This window comes from Bosea sp. 124 (assembly GCF_003046175.1).
In the GTDB taxonomy this organism is placed as follows: domain Bacteria; phylum Pseudomonadota; class Alphaproteobacteria; order Rhizobiales; family Beijerinckiaceae; genus Allobosea.
In genome coordinates this window covers 1,867,430-1,887,815 of record NZ_PZZM01000001.1, presented here as the reverse complement: position 1 = coordinate 1,887,815, position 20,386 = coordinate 1,867,430, and the positions used below count along the sequence as shown (strand labels likewise).

The 20,386-nt window shown below is 66.7% G+C and carries 18 protein-coding genes; 11 read left to right on the top strand and 7 right to left on the bottom strand.

Features of this window, described 5'->3' with window-relative positions:
- Positions 1-66 precede the first annotated feature (66 nt).
- From C8D03_RS08815 to C8D03_RS08800, 4 genes are all read right to left on the bottom strand, one after another.
- Entirely contained in the window at positions 67-510 is a 444-nt protein-coding gene (locus C8D03_RS08815; protein ID WP_108045922.1) for a hypothetical protein, read from the bottom strand.
- Between the two features lie 4 nt (positions 511-514).
- Entirely contained in the window at positions 515-880 is a 366-nt protein-coding gene (locus tag C8D03_RS08810) for a DUF883 C-terminal domain-containing protein (RefSeq protein ID WP_108045921.1), read from the bottom strand.
- 471 nt (positions 881-1,351) lie between these two features.
- The gene (gene polA, locus C8D03_RS08805) at positions 1,352-4,387 is read right to left on the bottom strand and encodes a DNA polymerase I (RefSeq protein ID WP_108051412.1); all 3,036 of its coding nucleotides are present in this window, start codon (positions 4,385-4,387) and stop codon (positions 1,352-1,354) included.
- Positions 4,388-4,468: 81 nt separating this feature from the next.
- Entirely contained in the window at positions 4,469-5,923 is a 1,455-nt protein-coding gene (locus tag C8D03_RS08800; protein ID WP_108045920.1) for an AMP nucleosidase, read from the bottom strand.
- A gap of 178 nt (positions 5,924-6,101) precedes the next feature.
- On the opposite strand from C8D03_RS08800, the gene C8D03_RS08795 reads away from it, so the two are divergent.
- From C8D03_RS08795 to C8D03_RS08785, 3 genes are read left to right on the top strand one after another with little or no spacing between them, the layout of a single operon-like run.
- Positions 6,102-6,653 (top strand): SRPBCC family protein, encoded by a 552-nt coding sequence (locus tag C8D03_RS08795; protein WP_108045919.1) that lies wholly within the window; start codon positions 6,102-6,104, stop codon positions 6,651-6,653.
- A 43-nt stretch (positions 6,654-6,696) separates the two neighbouring features.
- The gene (locus C8D03_RS08790; RefSeq protein WP_108045918.1) at positions 6,697-7,179 is read left to right on the top strand and encodes a DUF1579 domain-containing protein; all 483 of its coding nucleotides are present in this window, start codon (positions 6,697-6,699) and stop codon (positions 7,177-7,179) included.
- A gap of 46 nt (positions 7,180-7,225) precedes the next feature.
- Positions 7,226-7,657: a VOC family protein gene (locus C8D03_RS08785; RefSeq protein WP_108045917.1), complete on the top strand. Its 432-nt coding sequence runs from the start codon at positions 7,226-7,228 to the stop codon at positions 7,655-7,657.
- A 128-nt stretch (positions 7,658-7,785) separates the two neighbouring features.
- On the opposite strand, the gene ubiB is transcribed toward C8D03_RS08785, so the two are convergent.
- On the bottom strand, positions 7,786-9,342 hold the full coding sequence (ubiB, locus tag C8D03_RS08780) for a 2-polyprenylphenol 6-hydroxylase (protein ID WP_108045916.1): 1,557 nt from the start codon (positions 9,340-9,342) through the stop codon (positions 7,786-7,788).
- 103 nt (positions 9,343-9,445) lie between these two features.
- Positions 9,446-10,207, bottom strand: a complete 762-nt coding sequence (gene ubiE / locus C8D03_RS08775) for a bifunctional demethylmenaquinone methyltransferase/2-methoxy-6-polyprenyl-1,4-benzoquinol methylase UbiE (protein WP_108051410.1) — start codon at positions 10,205-10,207, stop codon at positions 9,446-9,448.
- A gap of 114 nt (positions 10,208-10,321) precedes the next feature.
- On the opposite strand from ubiE, the gene mutM reads away from it, so the two are divergent.
- The gene (mutM, locus tag C8D03_RS08770) at positions 10,322-11,224 is read left to right on the top strand and encodes a bifunctional DNA-formamidopyrimidine glycosylase/DNA-(apurinic or apyrimidinic site) lyase (RefSeq protein WP_108045915.1); all 903 of its coding nucleotides are present in this window, start codon (positions 10,322-10,324) and stop codon (positions 11,222-11,224) included.
- Positions 11,225-11,235: 11 nt separating this feature from the next.
- Here the strand turns inward: mutM and C8D03_RS08765 are convergent, their stop codons facing one another.
- A complete protein-coding gene (locus C8D03_RS08765) occupies positions 11,236-11,787 on the bottom strand; it encodes a lipocalin family protein (protein ID WP_108045914.1) in 552 nt (183 codons plus the stop codon).
- Between the two features lie 193 nt (positions 11,788-11,980).
- Between C8D03_RS08765 and C8D03_RS08760 the strand changes: the two genes are divergently transcribed.
- The 7 genes from C8D03_RS08760 to C8D03_RS08730 all read left to right on the top strand — a co-directional run bounded on the left by C8D03_RS08760 (position 11,981) and on the right by C8D03_RS08730 (position 20,385).
- A complete protein-coding gene (locus C8D03_RS08760; RefSeq protein ID WP_108045913.1) occupies positions 11,981-12,754 on the top strand; it encodes an enoyl-CoA hydratase in 774 nt (257 codons plus the stop codon).
- An 11-nt stretch (positions 12,755-12,765) separates the two neighbouring features.
- A complete protein-coding gene (locus tag C8D03_RS08755; protein WP_248308405.1) occupies positions 12,766-13,761 on the top strand; it encodes a threo-3-hydroxy-L-aspartate ammonia-lyase in 996 nt (331 codons plus the stop codon).
- Between the two features lie 184 nt (positions 13,762-13,945).
- Positions 13,946-14,212, top strand: coding sequence for a 30S ribosomal protein S20 (gene rpsT / locus C8D03_RS08750; RefSeq protein ID WP_108051406.1), 267 nt, complete (start codon positions 13,946-13,948; stop codon positions 14,210-14,212).
- A gap of 900 nt (positions 14,213-15,112) precedes the next feature.
- On the top strand, positions 15,113-16,540 hold the full coding sequence (gene dnaA, locus C8D03_RS08745; protein WP_248308663.1) for a chromosomal replication initiator protein DnaA: 1,428 nt from the start codon (positions 15,113-15,115) through the stop codon (positions 16,538-16,540).
- A 190-nt stretch (positions 16,541-16,730) separates the two neighbouring features.
- Complete coding sequence (dnaN, locus tag C8D03_RS08740; RefSeq protein ID WP_108045912.1) at positions 16,731-17,846, top strand: DNA polymerase III subunit beta; 1,116 nt, start codon at positions 16,731-16,733, stop codon at positions 17,844-17,846.
- 11 nt (positions 17,847-17,857) lie between these two features.
- The gene (gene recF, locus C8D03_RS08735) at positions 17,858-18,985 is read left to right on the top strand and encodes a DNA replication/repair protein RecF (protein ID WP_248308404.1); all 1,128 of its coding nucleotides are present in this window, start codon (positions 17,858-17,860) and stop codon (positions 18,983-18,985) included.
- 74 nt (positions 18,986-19,059) lie between these two features.
- The gene (locus C8D03_RS08730; RefSeq protein ID WP_181300804.1) at positions 19,060-20,385 is read left to right on the top strand and encodes a methyl-accepting chemotaxis protein; all 1,326 of its coding nucleotides are present in this window, start codon (positions 19,060-19,062) and stop codon (positions 20,383-20,385) included.
- Position 20,386: the final 1 nt, after the last annotated feature.

The window sequence follows — 20,386 nt, the reverse complement described above, 5'->3', positions numbered from 1 at the left end:
GAATCCACAATCCCTATGTGAAAAGACAGGCGATTGCCATGCCGGTTCGGCATGCAGCTGCCGGGGTCACGACTCGTCCTCGTCATCGCCGGCCTCGCCGCCGGTGAAGAATTGTCGGCCGAGCAGCGCGCCGAGCACCACGACGCCGCCGACGAGCGCGACGCGCCAGGCCTTGCCCGATCCGATGCCGGAGCCGATCAGCTTGGCCGCGAGAGGCGCCGCCACCAGCGCAGTCGCCGCAATCGGCCGGGCCGGGCGCCGACGGTTCTTGACGTAGAGCGCGATTCCGAACGCGATGAGCGCAGCCAGCAGCAGGCCACCGGCGATGAAGAGGCTTGCTTCGGCGGTGCCGTAGCGCAGTGCCAGAACCGTGTGCAGCGCACTCAGCGCATAGCCACCGGCGCAGAGCAGCAGAAGAGCCGCAAAACCCATCAGCCCGTAGACGATGACGTTGCGCCGGACAGCGCCGGAAATCTCCGACGCGATGAAGGCTCCGATTCCCCCCAGCATCGGCTCAGCGCGCCGAGAGGAAGCCGACGAACAGGCCCACAGCCGCCGCCAACCCCAGGGCCCGAAGCGGACGCTCCCGGATTTCCTCTTCGATCATGCGCTGCAGATCGGTGGCCTGCTCCTTGGCGACATCGACGATGCGATCGGTATCGACGCCGGCCGAACGCAGGCGCTCGCTGACCGTGGCGACGAGATCCTCGGCCCCGCGGGTGAGGCTCTCCTCGATCGCGGCCGCCTCGCGCTTGACTCGCCCGGCCGTCGCGCGCGTTTCCGTCGCGATGGCCTCGCCCCCGGCTTCGACCTCATCCTTGGCCCGCTTGACGGACGCCGCGGCCTGACGCTTTGCGGAAGTGGTGGTGCTGGTGGCCATGTCGCTTGTCCTTCACGGGGATCGATGTCGGTTGAACGGTGTGTGTGAAATTGCGGCTGCCGACAACGCGGAGGCGTTTCGGACGAATCTCCCGGGGCAACGCATCCGGCGGCTGTGAGTTCCGCCCTGACGGGCTCAGGCGGGCTGTTCGTGGCCATGTTCCAGGGCCTGCTCCTCGGCCTGTGCTGCGCGGTATCGGGAAAATTCCTCCTGCGCCACCATGGCAACGAGCAGCATCGGAGTCGAGAGGACCGCGCCGATCGGCCCCATAGCCAGAGCCACAAGATGAAACCGATGAAGATCAGGAAGGGCGAGACCTCAGCCTCCTTCCGACGAAAAGCGGGGTCACCGCATTGCCCTCGATCAAATGGATCGCGAAATAGGCGGCTGCGGGCCAGATCGCCGCCAGCAGCAACGGCGCATCGATCCGCGCGCCGGAAAGTTGCCGGTGTCCTGCCGCGCCCGCGCGCCTCAGTGCGCCTCGTCCCAGTTGCCGGCCGCGCGCGCGTCGACCTGGAGTGGCACCCTGAGCTGGAGCGCCGGATGCGGCGCATCGACCATAACCCGCGTGATCACTGGCAGCGCCGCCTCGACCTGCGCGTCCGGCACCTCGAAGACCAGTTCGTCATGGACCTGCAGCAGCATGCGGACATCGAGCTTGGCCGCTTCCAGCGCGCCTTCCATCCGGATCATGGCGCGGCGGATGATGTCGGCGGCCGAGCCCTGGATCGGCGCGTTGATCGCCTGTCGCTCGACAAAGGCGCGCTCGGACGGGTTCTTCGACGCGACGGCCGGGAAATGGCAGATTCGTCCGAAGATCGTCTCGACATGGCCATTGGCGCGCACGAAGGTCTTGGTCTGGTCCATGTAGTCGCGGATGCCGGGAAAGCGCTCGAAATATTTGCGGATATAGGCGCTCGCCTCCTCGCGGCCGATGCCGAGCTGGTTCGCCAGACCGAAGGCCGAAATGCCGTAGATGATGCCGAAATTGATCGCCTTGGCGCGGCGGCGCACCTCGCTCGGCATGCCCTGGACCGGCACGCCGAACATCTCGGACGCCGTCATCGCATGGATGTCGATGCCATCCGCGAAGGCCTGCCGAAGCTGCGGGATCTCCGCGATATGGGCGAGCAGGCGCAATTCGATCTGGCTGTAGTCGGCCGAGACCAGCTTGTAGCCCTTTTCCGGGATGAAGGCCGTCCTGATCTTGCGCCCGGCCTCGGTGCGGATCGGGATGTTCTGCAGGTTCGGCTCTGACGATGAGAGCCGGCCCGTCGTCGTCGCCGCCAGAGCGTAGGACGTGTGAACGCGCTGGGTCTGCGGGTTTACATAGGTCGGCAGCGAGTCGGTATAGGTCGATTTCAGCTTGGCGAGCTGGCGCCATTCCAGGATCTTGGAGGGCAGCGGGTGGCCCTGCTCGGCCAGGTCCTCGAGCACGCCCGCTCCGGTCGCCCATTGGCCCGTGGCGGTCTTCTTGGCGCCCGAGAGCCCCATCTTGCCGAACAGGATGTCGCCGAGCTGCTTGGGGGAGCCGATCGTGAACTTCTCGCCGGCGATCTCGTAGATCTCGTCTTCCAGCCGGGCGAGGCTTTGCGCGAAATCACCCGAGAGCCGCGACAGGATCTGCCGGTCGATGGCGATGCCGCGCGCCTCCATCCGGGCCAGCACGGCGATCAGCGGACGCTCCAGCGTCTCGTAGACGGTGGTCCGGCCCTCGGCTGCGAGGCGCGGCTTCAGCACCTGCCAGAGCCGCAGCGTCACGTCGGCATCTTCGGCGGCGTAGTCCGTTGCCTTGTCGAGCGCGACCTTGTCGAAGATGACCCGCGACTTGCCGGTGCCGGCGACCTGGCTGAACGGAATCGTCTCATGGCCGAGATGCAGCTCCGAGAGCCGGTCCATGCCGTGATTGTTGTTGCCGGCATCGAGCGCATAGGAGATCAGCATGGTGTCCTCGATCGGGGACACCTCCAGCCCGTGCCGCCGCAGGATCAGCAGGTCGTATTTGAGGTTCTGGCCGATCTTGAGCACGCCCGCATCGGCCAGCAGGGGCTTCAGCACCGCGACCGCATCGGTCAAGGGAATCTGGCCCTCCAGCGTGCCTTCGCCGAACAGATCGGTGCCGCCGCGATGTTGCAGCGGAATGTAGCAGGCCTCGCCGGGCGCAACCGCCAGCGAAATACCGACCAGATCGGCCTGCATCGCGTCGAGCGAATTGGTCTCGGTGTCGAGCGCGACATGGCCGGCCGCATAGGCGCGCTCGACCCAGCGCTTCAGCGTCGCGAGATTGCGCACGCATTCATAAGCCGAGCGATCGATCTTGGCGGCGACCGCCGCGTTCTTGCGGAAGGCGGCGAGATCGGCAGGCTTGAGCCAGCCATCGCCATCCGGTGTTGTCGGCTGTGTGACGGCTGCGCTCGCGGCCTCGGACAGCGTCGGCTGCCCTACATTTTCATCCAGCGCGGCATAGAGCGCCTTCAGCTCAGCCGCGCGGGCGCCGCCCGGAGCCAGCGCCTCGTCGGCATCGATCGCGGCGACATCTGCGTCATAGGCTTCGCCGACGCGCTTGGTGATGGTGGTGAACTCCATCGCCTTCAGGAAGGCGACGAGCTTCACTGGGTCGGGCTGGCCGAGCGTCAAATGCGACAGCGGCGTCTCGACGTCGACATCGTCGACCAGCGTCACGAGCTTGTGCGAGATGCGAATCTTCTCGACGATCTCGGGGTTGGTCAGGGTTTCGCGGCGCTTGGGCTGCTTGATCTCGCCGGCCCGCGCCAGCAGCGTGTCGAGATCGCCGTACTCGCCGATGAGCTGGGCCGCCGTCTTGATGCCGATGCCGGGCGCGCCGGGCACGTTGTCGGTGGCGTCGCCCGCGAGCGCCTGCACATCGGTGACCTTGTCCGGCGTCACCCCGAAATATTCGACTACCTCGGGCTCGCCGATCCGGCGTTCGGGCCGGAAACCGGCACCCTTCTTCGCATCGCCCGAGGCGGGGTCGTACATCGCCACGCCCGGCCCCACGAGCTGCATCAGATCCTTGTCGGCGGAGACGATCAGCACGTCCGCGCCGGCCTCGCGCGCCTGCTTCGCATAGGTCGCGATCAGGTCGTCGGCCTCGTAGACGTCCTGCTCGACCGGCAGCAGCCCGAAGGCCCGCACGGCCTCGCGCATCAGCGGGAATTGCGGAATGAGATCGGGCGGCGGGTCGGAGCGGTTGCCCTTGTAGGCGGGGTAGATCGCCTTGCGGAACGAGTTCTCCGACTTGTCGAAGACGATAGCGAGATGCGTCGGCTTCACGCCGAGCACGCCCTCGCGGACGAACTGGAACAGCTTGGTCGTAAACAGTCGGACCGCGCCGGAAGGCAACCCGTCGGAACGGGCGTTGTATTTCCGGTCCTGGTTGATCGACTGGAAATAGGCGCGGAAGATGAAATTCGAGCCGTCGACCAGGAAGAGATGGTCGCCGGGCTTCAGCGCGGGGGCGGCGGTGGTCTGGGCTGTCTCGCTCATGGCGCGGACCATAAGCGGGCGGCGCCGGGCGGTCCATCGGGGGGAGGCGGCGATTCGCAAGAAGCTGTCAGGAGCGATGCCCTATCGGAATGGCGGCTCGTCGAAGCTGCGCAGTTTGCGGGAATGGATCGTTGCGCCGGCCTCCTTCAGCTTCTCCAGCGCCGCGAGCCCGATCCTGAGATGCTCGCTGACGGCGCGCTCATAGAAGGCGTTGGCGGCACCGGGCAACTTGATCTCGCCGTGGAGCGGCTTGTCGGAGACGCAGAGCAGCGTGCCGTACGGCACGCGCAGGCGGTAGCCCTGCGCGGCGATCGTGCCGGATTCCATATCGACGGCGATGGCGCGCGACAGGTTGATCCGGCGGCGCTCCTTGGTCCAGCGCAGCTCCCAGTTGCGGTCGTCCTGCGTCACGACGGTGCCGGTGCGCAGCCGGTTCTTCAACTGCTCGCCCTTTTCGCCGGTGACGTCGGCGGCGGCCTGCTGGAGCGCGACCTGCACCTCCGCCAGCGCCGGGATCGGAATGTCTGGCGGCACCAGTTCGTCGAGGATGCCGTCCTGCCTGAGATAGGCATGGGCCAGCACGTAGTCGCCGATGATCTGCGTCTGGCGCAGGCCGCCGCAATGGCCGACCATCAGCCAGCAATTCGGCCTGAGCACAGCGAGATGGTCGGTGATGTTCTTGGCGTTGGAGGGGCCGACGCCGATATTGACCAACGTGACGCCGTCGCCGTTCTCGCGGATCAGGTGGTAGGCCGGCATCTGGAAGCGGTGCCAGGGCGCTGCCATCACCCGTTCGGCCGCGCTGACGTCGATGCCGTCGCGCTCGATCCGGATGCCGCCCGGCGTCACCAGCGCCAGCGCCGTGCCGGCCTCGATCTCGGCCAGGGCCAGCCGCACGAACTGGTCGACATAGCGGTGGTAGTTGGTCAGCAGCACCCAGGGCTGCACCGCGCGCCAGTCCGTGCCGGTGTAATGCACCAGCCGCCTGAGCGAATAATCGACCCGCACGGCGTCGAACAGCGACAGCGGCCGTGGCTCGCCCTCGACGATGTCGAAAGTACCGTCGGCGATCTCGTCGCCGACGAGCGAGAGCAGCGGCGTCGGGAAATGGCGCGCGAGTTCCGCGGCGGTGGCTTTGCCGCGCCCGAGCTCGTCTCCCCCGTCGAGCGCGTAGGGATAGGGGATTTCCTGCGGACTGACGCCGGTCTCGATCGTCGCGCCATATTCCTCGACCAGCGGCTGGAGTTGGTCGAGCAGGTAGCTCCGGAACTCGGCCGGCTGCGTCACCGTGGTCGAGTAGACCCCGGGAGCGGCGAATTTGGCATAGCCGCGCCGCGTTGCGGCGGGCAGCTTCGAGGGTTCGTAGGTGACGCGCAGCAGCGGATAGCGATAGCGCGCCCGCTCCTCCGCGGTCGGCGCCTGCCCGGTCACGAAGAAGCGCTGCAGATCGTCGCGCAGCGCCGCCCGTGCCTGCGCATAGAGCGTCTCGAGCCGGTCGACGGCGGCGGCGGGGCTGGCGGCGGTCTCGAACGTCATGGGCGAGCGCGTCCTTTCGTTCGGTCGAGCTTTAGCCGCGGCATCGACCGCGTGACAACTGCCGGTTTCTGACAGGGCCTGCGGGTTGACTCGGCCAAGGCGCTCTTTTACTAAACCGATAAGTTAAGTAACGTGCGACCCGGGAGGGTTCTGCGCGCCTTGGAGCGAGGGCAATGCGATGAAGACCGTTCTGTTCAGCCTCGCAGGCTGCGTCGCCATCGCGATCGCCGCCGTGCTGATCCTCGCGGCGATGAAGCCGGACAGCTTCCAGGTTCAGCGCTCCATCGTCGTCAATGCACCGCCGGAGCGGGTTTATCCGCTGATCGCCGATTTCAGGGCCTGGGGCGACTGGTCACCCTGGGAGAAGAAGGACCCGGCGATGAAGCGCAGTGTCACTGGCCCCGAAAGTGGGGTCGGCGCGCGCTATGCCTGGGACGGCGACAAGAATGTCGGGCGCGGCACCATGGAGATCGTCGAGGCGGCACCGTCCAGGGTGGCGCTCAAGCTCGATTTCCTGGCGCCGTTCGAGGCCCACAACATGGCCGTCTTTGCCCTACAGCCTCAGGGTCCGGGTGCGGCGACCGCGACGACCGTCACCTGGACGATGACCGGGCCGACGCCCTTCATCGGCAAGATCATCCACGTCTTCATGAACATGGACAGGATGGTCGGCGGTGACTTCGAAGCCGGACTCGCGGCCATGAAGGCCACAGCCGAACGGCCGGTCTGAAGGGCTCGTAAAAGCAATCATCAGCAAGGAGGAGCATAGGCCCATGTTCGCAAAACCGCAGAAAGAACACGACTGGCTGCATCAGCTCGTCGGCGAATGGACCGCGGAAATAGACTGCGTGATGGGGCCCAACCAGCCTCGTCAGAAATCGAAGGGCAAGGAGAGCGTGCGCTCGCTCGGCGGCCTCTGGACGCTTGGCGAGGGCGAAGGCGAAATGCCCGACGGCACGACGGGCAAGACCTTGATGACGCTCGGTTTCGATCCGGCCAAGGGGCGCTTCGTCGGCAGCTTCGTCGGCTCGATGATGACGCATCTCTGGCTTTATGACGGCGCTCTCGACGAGACCGGCAAGGTCCTGACGCTCGACAGCGCCGGGCCGAACATGGCCGGCGACGGCGCGATCATCCCCTATCGAGACGTCATCACGATGGTCGCCCCCGATCATCGCATCCTGTCCTCCTACACCCCCGACGGGAACGGCGGCTGGACCGAATTCATGACCGCGCACTACCGCCGCAAGGCCTGACGCGACGTCTGCCGATCCGACGCCTGCCGATCCAAGGAGGATAACGATGAAGCTCTCCACCTATCTGATGTTCGACGGGAATTGCCGCGAGGCCTTCACGCTTTACCAGACCGTGCTCGGTGGAAAGCTGACGGCGATGATGGACCACAGGGGCACGCCCGCCGAGGCGCATGTCTCGCCGGATTGGGTCGACAAGATCCTGCATGCCTGCCTGGAGATCGAGGGCCAGATGCTGATGGCCTCCGACGCGCCGCCCGATCGCAGCGACGGCCCGATGCGCAGCGTGTCGGTCTCGGTCAACGTCCCGGAGATCGCCGAGGCCGAACGCATCTTCGCTGCCTTGTCGGAGGGCGCGACGGTCCAGATGCCGATGGCGGAAACCTTCTGGTCGCCGCGCTTCGGCATGCTGCGCGACCGTTTCGGCACCAACTGGATGGTCGGCGCCGATATGCCGGCCGAGCAGGCGAATTGCGGGTGAAGTGCGCGTCGTTCTCGGGCGAAGCGGAGTGGCGCCCCGGGAATCTCTGGCAGGAGAAGACGCCGGCATAGGCGCCGGCTTCGTCATGAGATGCTCGGATCAAGCCCGAGCATGAGGGCTGTGGCGCCTCAGCTCAGCACTGCCCAGGCGATCAGCCCCGCGATCACCCAGAGAGCCCAGTTGCCCCAGCGGTTGCGCTGGGCTTCGGCCCGGCCGATCGCAGCGACGCTGCGCTCGTCGAGCGAGAAGCCGTGGCGCGAGGCATCCTCGAGCTGGCCGAGCACGCGCTCGGCCCGGCCGATCGTCTCGGGCAGGCGGGAGAGGCTCCCCAGCAGCGAGCCGGCACCCCGGCCCGCCTCCTCGATCCGCCCGAGCGGGCCGAGATTGCGGGCGATCCAGTCGCGCACGACGGGCTCGGCCGTCGTCCACATGTCGAGATGCGGGTCGAGCGTCCGCGCCACGCCCTCGACCACCACCATCGTCTTCTGCAGCATGACGAGCTCGGTCCGGGTCGCCATGTCGAACATGCCGGTGATCTCGAAGAGCAGCGTCAGAACCTTCGCCATCGAAATCTGGTCGGCGCTCCTGTCGTGGATCGGCTCGCCCACGGCGCGGATCGCCTGGGCGAAATCCTCGACCGCGTGATGGCCCGGCACATAGCCGGCTTCGAAATGCACCTCCGCCACGCGACGGTAGTCGCGCGTGATGAAGCCGAGCAGGATCTCGGCGAGGAAACGCCGTTCCTTCAGGCCGAGCCGGCCCATGATGCCGCCATCGACCGCGACCAGCCGGCCCTGCGCATCGACGAACAGGTTTCCGGGATGCATGTCGGCGTGGAAGAAGCCGTCGCGGATCGCATGCTTCAGGAAGGACTGGATGACGTTGCGCCCGAGTGCCGGCAGGTCGTGGCCGGCCGCGCGCAGGCCCTCGATGTCGGAGAGGCGAACGCCGTCGATCCACTCGTCGACCAGCATCTCGCGCGCGGTGAGCTGCCAATCGGGCTCGGGCACGCGGAAATCGGCATCGTCCTTGGTGTTCTCGGCGAATTCGGACAGCGCGGCGGCCTCAAGCCGCAGATCCATCTCCATCGTGACCGAGCGCGCCAGCGTCTCGACCACGCCGGTGAAGCGAAGGCGGCGCGCCTCGGCGGAGCGGCTCTCCGCCAGCTCGGCGCCGAAGCGCATCGCGCCCAGATCGCGATGGAAGCGGTCGCGGATGCCCGGCCGCAGGATCTTGACCGCGACCTCGCGGCCGTCCTTCAGCCGGGCGCGATGCACCTGAGCAATGGACGCCGCCGCGACCGGCTCGCTGAATTCGGGGAAGATCGCCGCCAGCGGCTGCCCATGCGCGGCCTCGACGATGGCCCGCGCCTGCGCCATCGGGAAGGGCGGCATCCGGTCCTGCAGCGCCGAAAGATCGGATGCGATCCGCATGCCGACGACATCGGGACGCGTCGCCAAAAACTGCCCGAACTTCACATAGGATGGCCCGAGCCGCGTCAGCGCGGTCGCCAGCCGCGTCGCCGAGGTCCCGGCACCACGCCGCTCGATCAGCCGTCCGAGCCGGATCAGCCCGCGCGCCAGTGGCGGCAGCACCGAGGGATCGACCAGCGCGAGCGCGCCCTCGCGCGCCAGCACGAAGCCGACGCGGGCTGTGCGGGCGAGATGAAAGAGCGAGGAGATCATAGGGCCGCCGTCATGGTCGGGCTTGACCCGACCATCTCAGGCAGATCGCCTTTTCCGGCAAGAGATGCTCGGGTCAAGCCCGACCATGACGCTGCGGGACGCGTCACAGCTTCCAGCCCGAATGCAGCGCCACCACCCCGCCGGTCATCGGCGTGAACTTCGCGCGGCGGAAACCGGCGGCCTCGATCATCTCCGCAAAAGCCTGAGGCCGCGGAAATTTGCGGATGGATTCGACCAGATACTGATAGGGCTCGGCCTCGCCCGTCACCATGCGGCCCATCGGCGGAATCACGTTGAAGGAATAGGCCTCATAGACCTTGTCGAGCAGCGGCACGTCGACATGGCTGAATTCGAGACACAGGAAACGCCCGCCGCGCTTGAGCACGCGATAGGCCTCGCTGAGCGCCTTGTCGATGCGCGGCACGTTCCGGATGCCGAAGGCGATCGTGTAGCAGTCGAACTGGTTGTCGGGCAGGCCGAGTTCCTCGGCATTGCCCTGTACGAAGCGGATGCGCTCATCGTTCGGGAAGCGCTTGGCGGCGCGGTCACGGCCGACCGAGAGCATCTCGGCATTGATGTCGAGCACGGTGACATCGGTCAGTGGCCCGCCGGCCTCCAGCACCGAAAAGGCGACATCGCCGGTGCCGCCCGCCACGTCGAGATGGTGGAAAGGCCGGTCCTTGGCCGGGTTGACCGCGGTGAGGAGCGCGCTCTTCCAGGCCCGGTGCAGCCCCGCCGACATCAAATCGTTCATCAGGTCGTAGCGGCCTGCGACCTTGTGGAAGACGTCGTCGACCTTGGCCTGCTTCTCGGCGAGCTTTACGGTCTCGAAGCCGAAATGGGTGGTGTCGGAGGCTGCTGTCACGATCGGGCTGACCTTGTGCAAATCTGTCTTGTTTTTGCCTGTGGCGATGCATAGCCAAACGAACGGGGCTTGTCGCGGGCCCTCTCGACGCAGGCTTTACGAGAGAGTTTGAGGATGCCCGAACTTCCCGAGGTCGAAACCGTCAGGCGCGGGCTGGAACCGGCCATGCTGGGCGAGACCTTCACCCGCATCGAGCAGAACCGGCCCGATCTGCGCTTTCCCCTGCCGGACCGCTTCGTCGAGCGCTTGACGGGGCGGCGCATCGAGGCTTTGTCGCGCCGCGCCAAGTATCTGATCGCCGATCTCGACGACGGTCAGGCGCTGATCATGCATCTCGGCATGAGCGGGCGCTTCGTGGTCGAGGCGCCGGGTACGAAGCCGGTCGAGCCCGGCGCCTATTACAACGAGATCGGCCGGCACCTGATCCACGACCATGTCGTCTTCCATCTCGGCTCCGGTGCCCGCGTCACCTATAATGATGTCCGCCGCTTCGGCTTCATGGACCTCGTCCCGCGCGCCGATCTCGCGACCTCGAAGCATTTCGCCGGCATGGGTATCGAGCCGCTCGGCAACGAGCTCTCTGGCGAGACCCTGGCCAGGCTCTTCGCCGGCAAATTCGCGCCGCTGAAGGCCGCATTGCTCGACCAGCGGCTCGTGGCAGGCCTGGGCAACATCTATGTCTGCGAAGCGCTGTTTCGGGCCGGCCTGCATCCCGAGGCCGAGGCCGGATCGATCGCGACGCCGACCGGCCGCCCGCGCGACAAGGCGCATGAGCTGGCGCGGATCATCCGCGAGGTGCTGGAGGAGGCGATCCTGTCGGGCGGTTCGACCTTGCGCGATTTTGCCCATGCCGACGGCTCGCTCGGCTATTTCCAGCACCGCTTCAAGGTCTATGACCGCGAGGGCGAACCCTGCATGGCGCCGGGCTGCGGCATGGTGGTGAAGCGACTGGTCCAGTCCGGACGCTCGACTTTCTATTGCGAGAGCTGCCAGCCGCGACAGGCGAAGCGCGGCTGAACGACGCCGCTTCAGCGCTTCGGCTGCTCCGGAAATTCGAGCTTCGAGATGTCGTAGCCGAGGTCGCTCGCGCGCTTCACGAGCCGGTTGCGTTCGGCTGCGCTGATCTGCGGGTTGCGGGTGAAGATATAGAGATCCTTCAGCGTCGGATCGGCCGAGATGAACCAACTGTAGTCGGCAGCGCGGTCGAGGATCCAGTAGTCGCGCACGACCGGCACGACGCCAAACACGGTATAGGTCACGCGCAATTTCGCATTCGTGCCGGGATCGAGGATTTCGCCCGGTCCGCCGATCGTCTTGAGCTCGCCCGCCGGCGTCCCCATCCGGCAGGAATCGAGCACCTCGATCTTGCCTCCGGCACCGCGCTTGTATTCGGTCGCACCGGCGACGCAGCCATCGGTGATCGCCATCGGCCGGCGCGCGATCTCGTGCCAGAGGCCGCTATAAAGGCGGGCTGCATCGATCGTCCTGGCCGGCTGCGGCGCTCCGCCCGAGGTTTCGACGCCAGCGCAGCCGGCCAGCAGGATCATCGCGGCGAAGGCCGTGGCGATCGGTCGTTTCATGAAGGATGCTCCGCTGCCCCCGCCCCGATGATCGTGATTTGTCGAATGGGATACGCGCGATGGCGGCCTGCGGATCTCTGGCCGCGATCTCTCGCCGCCCGCTGTGGCACAGCCGGCCTTGCGTGGCCGCGCATGGACCGCTGCCCGCCGCCCCGCTAAAGCTCAGCCCGAAGAGATCATCCGGGAGGCCGCCATGGCTTATGAGACCATTCTCGTCGAGACGAAGGGCAAGGTCGGCGTCGTCACGCTGAACCGTCCCCAGGCGCTGAACGCGCTGAACGGCCAGCTCATCGCCGAGATCAACACGGCGCTCGACGGCTTCGAGAAGGATTCGGGCATCGGCTGCATCGTCCTGACCGGCTCGGAAAAGGCCTTCGCCGCTGGCGCCGACATCAAGGAAATGCAGGGCCGCACCTATCCCGAGACCTATCTCGACGACAAATTCGCCGATTGGGACCGCATCGGCCAGCGTCGCAAGCCTATCATCGCCGCGGTGGCGGGCTTCGCGCTCGGCGGCGGCTGCGAACTCGCCATGATGTGCGACTTCATCATTGCGGCCGACAACGCCAGGTTCGGCCAGCCCGAGATCAATCTCGGTGTCATTCCGGGTGCGGGCGGCACCCAGCGCCTGACGCGCGCCATCGGCAAGGCCAAGGCGATGGATCTCTGTCTCACCGGCCGGATGATGGATGTGAACGAGGCCGAGCGCGCCGGCCTCGTCGCCCGCATCGTGCCGCTCGCCGATCTCATGACCGAGGTGATGAAGGCCGCCGAGGCGATCGCGGCAAAATCGCTGCCTTCGGTGCTGATGGCCAAGGAGACGGTCAATCGCGCCTTCGAGGTCACGCTGGCCGAGGGCGTGCGCTTCGAGCGCCGCCTGTTCTCCTCGCTCTTCGCGACGCAGGACCAGAAGGAAGGCATGGCCGCCTTCGCCGAAAAGCGGAAGCCCGATTTCAAGAACAACTGACGAGAGCCGCCATGAACATCATGATCAAGGGCCCAGACGGGCTCACCCTGCCGAGCTATGCCGATGTCGAGACGGCCGCCGAGCGCATCAAGGGCGTCGCCCATCGCACCCCGGCCCTGACCTCGCGCACCGCCAATGCCCGCACCGGCGGCAATCTCATCTTCAAGCCCGAGAACCTGCAGCGCATGGGCGCCTTCAAGTTCCGCGGCGGCTACAATGCGATCGCGGCGCTCTCGCCCGAGCGGAAGAAGGCGGGCGTCGTCACCTACTCCTCCGGCAACCATGCCCAGGCCATTGCCTATGCCGGCCGGCTTCTCGGCGTGCCGACGACGATCATCATGCCGCTGGATGCGCCGGCCGCGAAGGTCGCCGCCACGCGCGGCTACGGCGCCGAGATCGTGACCTATGACCGCTACAGCCAGGACCGGCTCGCCATCGGCGCGGAGCTTGCCGAGAAGCGCGGCCTCTCCCTGATCCCGCCCTATGACCATCCCGACGTGATCGCCGGGCAGGGCACGGCCGCCAAGGAGCTGATCGAGGATGCCGGCCCGCTCGACATCCTGCTGGTCTGTCTCGGCGGCGGCGGCCTGCTTGCCGGCTGCGCGCTGGCCGCCAAGGCGCTGAATCCCGCCTGCCGCGTCTTCGGCGTCGAGCCCGAGGCCGGCAATGACGGGCAGCAGTCGCTGCGCTCGGGCAAGATCGTCAAGATCGCCGTGCCCAAGACCATCGCGGACGGGGCCCAGACGCCCTTCCTCGGCGACTACACCTTCCCGATCATCCAGGCTCTGGTCGAGGATATCGTTACTGTCAGCGACGACGCGCTCGTCGCCGCGATGCGCTTCTTCGCCGAGCGGATGAAGCTCGTCGTCGAGCCGACGGGCTGCCTTGCCGCCGCGGCGGCCTTCACCGGCGCCGTCCCCGTCGAGGGCCGGCGCGTCGGCGTCATCATCAGCGGCGGCAATGTCGATCTGGCGAGCTACGCCCGCTTCCTCGCGCCGGCCGGCTGAAAAAGCGGCCGTCCCTCTGATTCCGCGTTGACGGGAACCGAGCTTGCGACTATACGCCACCCACTCGCGACGGCCCGCGAAAGCATCGGTCGTCGCCCACGCATTTCCATCAAGGTAGCGGTCGGGGCCCGCCAGGCAAATTGCCAGGTGTCCGGTCGTGATGAAGCAGACGAGGACGTATCCGATGGCCAATACGACGTCGGCCAAGAAGGCGACGCGCAAGATCGAGCGCCGCACCGAGGTCAACAAGGCGCGCCGTTCGCGGATGCGCACTTTCCTGCGCAAGGTCGAGGAGGCGATTGCCTCCGGCGACAAGGGAGCCGCGTCCGAGGCTCTCAAGGCCGCCCAGCCCGAGATCATGCGCGCTGCTCAGAAGGGCATCGTGCACAAGAACACCGCTTCCCGGAAGGTCTCGCGCCTTGCGCACCGGATCGGCGCCCTGGCGTCCTGATCGCAGCCGGCGACACACTTTGAAACGACCCTGAAAAGCCCGGCCTCGCGCCGGGCTTTTTGTTTGTCGTCGAGCCGGCTTGTTGCGATTGCGCCACAGTGTTCCGGCGATGCGAATCGAACTGCCGGAGGGCCGATTTCGCAATCATTCCGAGGCTTTGCGGGCTTGACTCAAGGGGGCGTTTCAGGGCCGCGAATCGCCCATTTCCACCCAGGCGACCGCGCAGGGAAAGCGCTTATTTTTCATGACTTTAGCGGGCAAAGGATTTCTGTTTCGGGAATCATGGCGACTCTCGGGCGCCATACCCGCGGCCCTGAAAAAAAAGATTCGGGCTCTGCGGCGGACCAGCTTCATGAAGAAAATCTTAAGTTCCCCAACCAATTGCGAGCCGGCTGCCGGTAGGTCACGAAGGCCCCTGCAGGGGGTGACTCTGGGGAGCCTGGCGAAAGGGATATTGCAGCCTTTCGAGGGCGCCCTGTAAGGTCTTTTTCAACGCCGGTCGGACAGCGATGGCCGCCCGGCATTTCCACAAGATTATCGGTTTTCGGCTCGCGACCCGGGAGGTTGGAGGATGCGGCTCTTTGTCTTGTTAGTCTGAGATGAAGTGCGGCGTCGCCTTCCGGCGAGCCTTCCAAGCGTAATCGATCATGTCGGACCGGGAGACCGGCGAGCGTTCACGTTCGCGGGAAGCCTTGTCCTTTGACCGGACACAACAGCATCCGGTCCGGCGGCCACGCAGTGGCCGCCGTGGCCTGGCGTGTGAATTTTGAAGAATTGGGGCAGACGATGTTCGAGCGGCGGCAGATGAACGAGGCAGTGGAGGTTGCGTCGGCGTCGATGGTGGCAGTGTTGGTGGAGCAGGCCCGGCCGGCCGAGGAAGAGCCCGCGCCGCCCGCGGCGATGCTGGCTTCGTCGGCCGAGGCTTGGGATCGTGTGCGCCGCCGCCTGCGGGCCGAACTTGGCGAGGATGTGTTCTCGAGCTGGTTCGCCCGCGTCGAGCTCGGTGGCATCATCGACGGCGTCGCCTATCTGACGGTGCCGACCCGTTTCCTGAAGAGCTGGCTCGAGGCTCACTACGCCGAGCGTCTGCGGGTCAACTGCATGGCCGAGCTGCCGGGCCTCAACGGGATCATGCTCTCGGTGCGCCAGGTGTCCCGTGATGCGACGCAGGCTCCAGCCGAGATCGTGGCCCTGCGCAGCCGGCCTGCCCAGGCCGCGCCCGCCGAGGCCAGGCCCGCCCCGGTTGGCAGCGTCCCCGCCGAGACCGGCGAGCGCGACCTGGTCGATGCCTGCGGCACGCTGCTCGACCGCCGGATGAACTTCCAGGCCTTCATCGTCGGCAAGTCGAACCAGCTTGCCTTCGCGGCTGCCGAGCGCATTGCGGCGGCGCCCGCCGGAACGGCTCCCTACAACCCGCTCTACATCCATGCCGGCGTCGGCCTCGGCAAGACGCATCTGCTTCAGGCGATCGCCCAGGAGGCGCGCGGCCAGGGCAAGCGCGTCGCCTATTTCACCGCCGACCGCTTCATGTATGGCTTCGTCGCCGCGCTGAAATCGCAGACGGCGCTGGCCTTCAAGGAGAAGCTGCGCGGCATCGACCTTCTGGTCGTCGACGATGTCCAGTTCATCCAGGGCAAGTCGATCCAGCAGGAGTTCGGCCACACGATCAACGCGCTGATCGACGCCGGCAAGCAGATCGTCGTCGCGGGCGACCGGCTCGCCAATGATCTCGAGGCGCTGGACGAGCGCATCCGTTCGCGTCTCGGCGGCGGGCTCGTGGTCGAGGTCGGCGATCTCGACGAGGTGCTGCGGGGCAAGATTCTGGCGAGCAGGCTGGAGGCGCTGCACGCGGCCCATCCGAACTTCCACGTCAATCCCGACGTCGTCTCCTATGTCGCCCGCGTCGTCGCCACCAATGGGCGCGACCTGGACGGCGCCGCCAACCGGCTGCTCGCCCATGCCACCCTGTCAGGCCAGCCGGTGACGCTGGAGACCGCAGAAGCGGCGATCCGCGACCTGGTGCGCACCCGCGAGCCGCGCCGCGTCAAGATCGAGGACATCCAGAAGCTGGTCGCGACCCGCTACAATGTCAGCCGGGCGGACATCCTTTCGGAGCGCCGCACCGCTGCCGTGGTCAAGCCGCGTCAGATCGCGATGTATCTCTCCAAGGCGCTGACCCCGCGCTCCCTGCCGGAGATCGGCCGGCGCTTCGGTGGCCGCGATCACACCACGGTGCTGCACGCCGTCCGCAAGATCGAGAAGGCGATCACCGAGGATCGCTCGCTGCATGACGAGGTCGATCTCCTGAAGCGCATGCTGCAGGAGTAACGGGCACGGCAGGCGTGAAGGCGGCCGGCCGGCAGCGCTCCCGGTTCTGCGCTGCCGGCCATGCGGCGTTTGGCTGTGATTTCAGGCCGCCGCCGCCCTTGCGCCTGCGGCTGGCCTCCGGCAATGTCGCGGGCCATTCCGCCGCCCGCACATTCGTCGCCGGCGCCAGCACGCCAGAAGACTTAAAGATATGAAGGTCACTGTCGAACGTTCCACCCTGCTGAAGTCGCTGGGCCATGTGCATCGCGTGGTCGAGCGCCGCAATACGATCCCGATCCTGTCCAACCTGCTGCTCAGCGGCACGGAGGCCGGGCTGAAGCTGAAGGCGACGGATCTCGACATCGAGGTGGTCGAGACGGTTGCCGCGGATGTCGCCGAGCCCGGCGCCACGACCGTTCCGGCCCACACGCTCTACGACATCGTGCGCAAGCTGCCCGACGGCGCCCAGGTTTCGCTCGAGACGACTGGCGAGACCGGGCTTGTGCTGCGCTCGGGCCGCTCGCGCTTCCAGCTTCAGACCCTCCCCGAGAGCGACTTCCCGGATATCACCGCCGGCGAGATGGCCCACCGCTTCTCCCTGCCGGCCGGTGAGTTCAAGCGCCTGATCGACAAGACCCAGTTCGCGATCTCGACCGAGGAGACGCGCTACTACCTCAACGGCATCTATCTCCACACCATCGATGTCGACGGCCGCCCGATCCTGCGCGCCGTCGCGACCGATGGTCACCGTCTGGCTCGCGTCGATACGGCCGCGCCGCAGGGCTCGGTCGGCATGCCGGGCGTGATCGTGCCGCGCAAGGCCGTGTCCGAGATCCAGAAGCTGCTGGAGGACGGCGAGAGCGAGGTCACGATCGAGCTCTCCGCCACCAAGATCCGCGTCGCGACCGCCGATGTCGTGCTGACCTCGAAGCTGATCGACGGCACCTTCCCCGATTATCAGCGCGTCATCCCGGCCGGCAACGACAAGCGTCTGACCGTCGACAAGGGCGATTTCGCCGCGAGCGTCGACCGCGTCTCGACGATCTCCTCGGAGCGCGGCCGCGCCGTGAAGCTCTCCATGGCGGATGGCCGGATGACGCTCTCGGTGACCAATCCGGATTCCGGCTCGGCCACGGAAGAGATCGAGGTCGACTACGATTCGAGCCCGCTCGATATCGGCTTCAACGCCCGCTATCTGATGGACATTGCAGCCCAGCTCGATGGCGACACCGCCCTGCTCAAGCTCGCCGATCCCGGTTCGCCGACGGTGATCCAGGACCGCGAGGGGGCCTCGGCGCTGTATGTGCTGATGCCGATGCGCGTCTAGCAGCAATTGCCGTGGCCGCCGTCGCGCGCCTGATCCTGCAGGATTTCCGTTCCTACGAGGCCCTCGATCTGACGATCGGGGGCCAAATCGTTGCGCTGGTCGGCGAGAACGGCGCCGGCAAGACCAATATCCTGGAAGCGCTCTCGCTATTTTCGCCCGGGCGCGGCCTGCGCCGCGCCGATCTGGCGGATTTGGCCCGTCTGGACGGCGATGGCGCCTTCGCCGTTTCGATTGCCCTGGGCGATGACGGTTCGCGGCTCGGCATCGGGCTGGGGCCGGCCGATGCCGAGGGCAAGCGGGCACGCCTTGCAAGGATCGACGGCGCCCCGGCCGGCTCGGCGCTGGCCTTCAGCGACCATCTGCGTGTCGTCTGGCTGACGCCCGATTTCGACGGGCTGTTCCGGGGCGCGGCGGGGGACCGCCGCCGCTTCCTCGACCGGTTGGTCCTGGCGGTCGATCCCGTGCACGGCACGCGTTCCAACGCCCTCGAAAAGGCGCTGCGCTCGCGCAACCGCATCCTTGAGGAGAATCCCGGCCAGACCCAGTGGCTTGACGCGATCGAGCGCGAGATCGCCGAACTTGGCGTCGCGGTCGCCGCCGCCCGCGCCGAAACGGTGGCTAGGCTCTCGGCGATCATCGCCGAGACGCGCGATGACGGGTCGCCCTTTCCTCATGCCGGCATTGCGCTCTCGGGCGAGATCGACCTTCTGGTTGCGCGCGGAGCGGCCCTCGACGCCGAAGATGGCTACCGCGCGCTGCTGCGCCAGGGTCGCGCCCGCGACCGTGCGGCCGGGCGCACGCTCACCGGCCCGCAGGCCTCGGACCTCGAGGTCCTCCATGGGCCGAAGGGCATCCCGGCCGGGCAAGGTTCGACCGGCGAGCAGAAGGCGTTGTTGATCGGGCTGGTGCTGGCGCACGCCAGGCTCGTCGCCGCGATGAGCGGTCTCAACCCCATCGTCCTGCTCGACGAGATCGCCGCCCATCTCGATCCGCGCCGTCGCGCCGCGCTCTATGAAGCGCTGACCGGCCTCGGCTGCCAGGTCTGGATGACGGGCGCTGATCCGGCGCTGTTTTCGGAGCTTCCATCGGGATCGCAGCGGCTGGCGGTAGTGCCGGGGCAGGTCGAGAGTCTCGACTGAGGTCCGGCCCAGGCTTGATGCCGCATGGTCATGGTTGATGAGCGGTTAACCATTGCATGTCAGTGGTTGGGCCTATGCAGCCCTCATCGAACATGTTCTCGGCATCGGAGAAAGAGATCGCGAGCCGTTTGCTCGCGTTGCTGTCACCGCATTTCGATGCCTCGATCGAAAAGCTCTACAGCGCGACCTTCGGACGCGACAAGCTCAACCGGGACCGTCAGCTTCATCGCGACGAGCAGGCGAAATACCGCATGCTCTTCGCCCTGCAGTTCGATGCCGACTATGTCGCCGCGAAGCGGCGTATCGTGAGCCGCGCCAATCAGCACAATGTCCTGCTGGCCGACTATCCGCTGTTCTTCCTAGAGGATTTCTCGAATTTCCTGTCCGTCATCGTTTCGCGCTGGAAGCGGCGCTGGGGCCCGGTTGACGAGGCGTTGCGTGTCTTCTGCAAGCTGATGCTGACGGACATCTCCTATTCCATCGCCCGTTTCGACGAGGCGATCGAACTGCATACGTCAGAGCGCATCGGGCTCGTGGAACGCGCCTTCAGAAGCGGCATCGCCGAACGCATCTCGGCGATCGAGGTGAGCATGGGTGACATCTCCGGCTTCTCGAGCGAACTGTCGGCGAAGGCCGGCGAAACGTTGTGCGCGGTCGCCGGAACGCAGCGCCGGCCCGAGCAGGTCGCGGCATCCGTGGCCGAGATCGTTTCAGCCACGCGTGCTTTCGGCGCATCTTGCGCCGAGATCACGGTCGAGACCGCGAATTCCAGTCGGGCGGCAGATGAAGCGGGGGCCGATTGCGATGACATCGCCGGCAATGTCGCCATGCTACGGCAGGCCAATGGCCGCATCGGCAATGTCGTCGAACTGATCCGCAGCCTTGCGGCGCAGACCAATCTGCTGGCCCTCAATGCCACCATCGAGGCGGCGCGTGCTGGTGAGGCCGGGCGCGGCTTTGCGGTGGTGGCGGCCGAGGTCAAGGCTTTGGCGACGGCGACGAACAGCGCGACCGAAACCATCCGCCAAGGCATCGAAGAGGTGGTCGGCGCGAGCCTGGCGATCGACGATGCGGTGGGTCAGCTCGGCAGCACCATGCAGGCTATGCAAGCCAGCGCCCGCCTCGTTGCCGCTTCCGCTGCCGGACAGCATGGCCGGATCGAGGCGGTGGCAGCCCAAGCGGAGACCTCGTCGCTCGGCGTGGATGCGATCGCGCGCCACGCCGCGCTGGTCGAGGGGCTGGCCGGAGAGGCCGCGATCCTCGCCCGGCAGACCGACGAACGTATCAAGGCGACCTCGCGATTGGCGCAGGAGCTGGAAGGCTCGATTGCCGTTTTCCTGGGCGAGGTCGCGCAGGCGCGTGCCGACCGGCACGGCTCGGTCATCCGCGACGCGAGCTGAG

Coding starts and splice junctions, on each gene's coding strand:
- C8D03_RS08815 (WP_108045922.1), bottom strand. CDS start 510: ATGCTGGGGGGAATCGGAGCCTTCATCGCGTCGGAGATTTCCGGCGCT.
- C8D03_RS08810 (WP_108045921.1), bottom strand. CDS start 880: ATGGCCACCAGCACCACCACTTCCGCAAAGCGTCAGGCCGCGGCGTCC.
- polA (WP_108051412.1), bottom strand. CDS start 4,387: ATGAGCGAGACAGCCCAGACCACCGCCGCCCCCGCGCTGAAGCCCGGC.
- C8D03_RS08800 (WP_108045920.1), bottom strand. CDS start 5,923: ATGACGTTCGAGACCGCCGCCAGCCCCGCCGCCGCCGTCGACCGGCTC.
- C8D03_RS08795 (WP_108045919.1), top strand. CDS start 6,102: ATGAAGACCGTTCTGTTCAGCCTCGCAGGCTGCGTCGCCATCGCGATC.
- C8D03_RS08790 (WP_108045918.1), top strand. CDS start 6,697: ATGTTCGCAAAACCGCAGAAAGAACACGACTGGCTGCATCAGCTCGTC.
- C8D03_RS08785 (WP_108045917.1), top strand. CDS start 7,226: ATGAAGCTCTCCACCTATCTGATGTTCGACGGGAATTGCCGCGAGGCC.
- ubiB (WP_108045916.1), bottom strand. CDS start 9,342: ATGATCTCCTCGCTCTTTCATCTCGCCCGCACAGCCCGCGTCGGCTTC.
- mutM (WP_108045915.1), top strand. CDS start 10,322: ATGCCCGAACTTCCCGAGGTCGAAACCGTCAGGCGCGGGCTGGAACCG.
- C8D03_RS08765 (WP_108045914.1), bottom strand. CDS start 11,787: ATGAAACGACCGATCGCCACGGCCTTCGCCGCGATGATCCTGCTGGCC.
- C8D03_RS08760 (WP_108045913.1), top strand. CDS start 11,981: ATGGCTTATGAGACCATTCTCGTCGAGACGAAGGGCAAGGTCGGCGTC.
- C8D03_RS08755 (WP_248308405.1), top strand. CDS start 12,766: ATGAACATCATGATCAAGGGCCCAGACGGGCTCACCCTGCCGAGCTAT.
- rpsT (WP_108051406.1), top strand. CDS start 13,946: ATGGCCAATACGACGTCGGCCAAGAAGGCGACGCGCAAGATCGAGCGC.
- dnaA (WP_248308663.1), top strand. CDS start 15,113: ATGCTGGCTTCGTCGGCCGAGGCTTGGGATCGTGTGCGCCGCCGCCTG.
- dnaN (WP_108045912.1), top strand. CDS start 16,731: ATGAAGGTCACTGTCGAACGTTCCACCCTGCTGAAGTCGCTGGGCCAT.
- C8D03_RS08730 (WP_181300804.1), top strand. CDS start 19,060: ATGCAGCCCTCATCGAACATGTTCTCGGCATCGGAGAAAGAGATCGCG.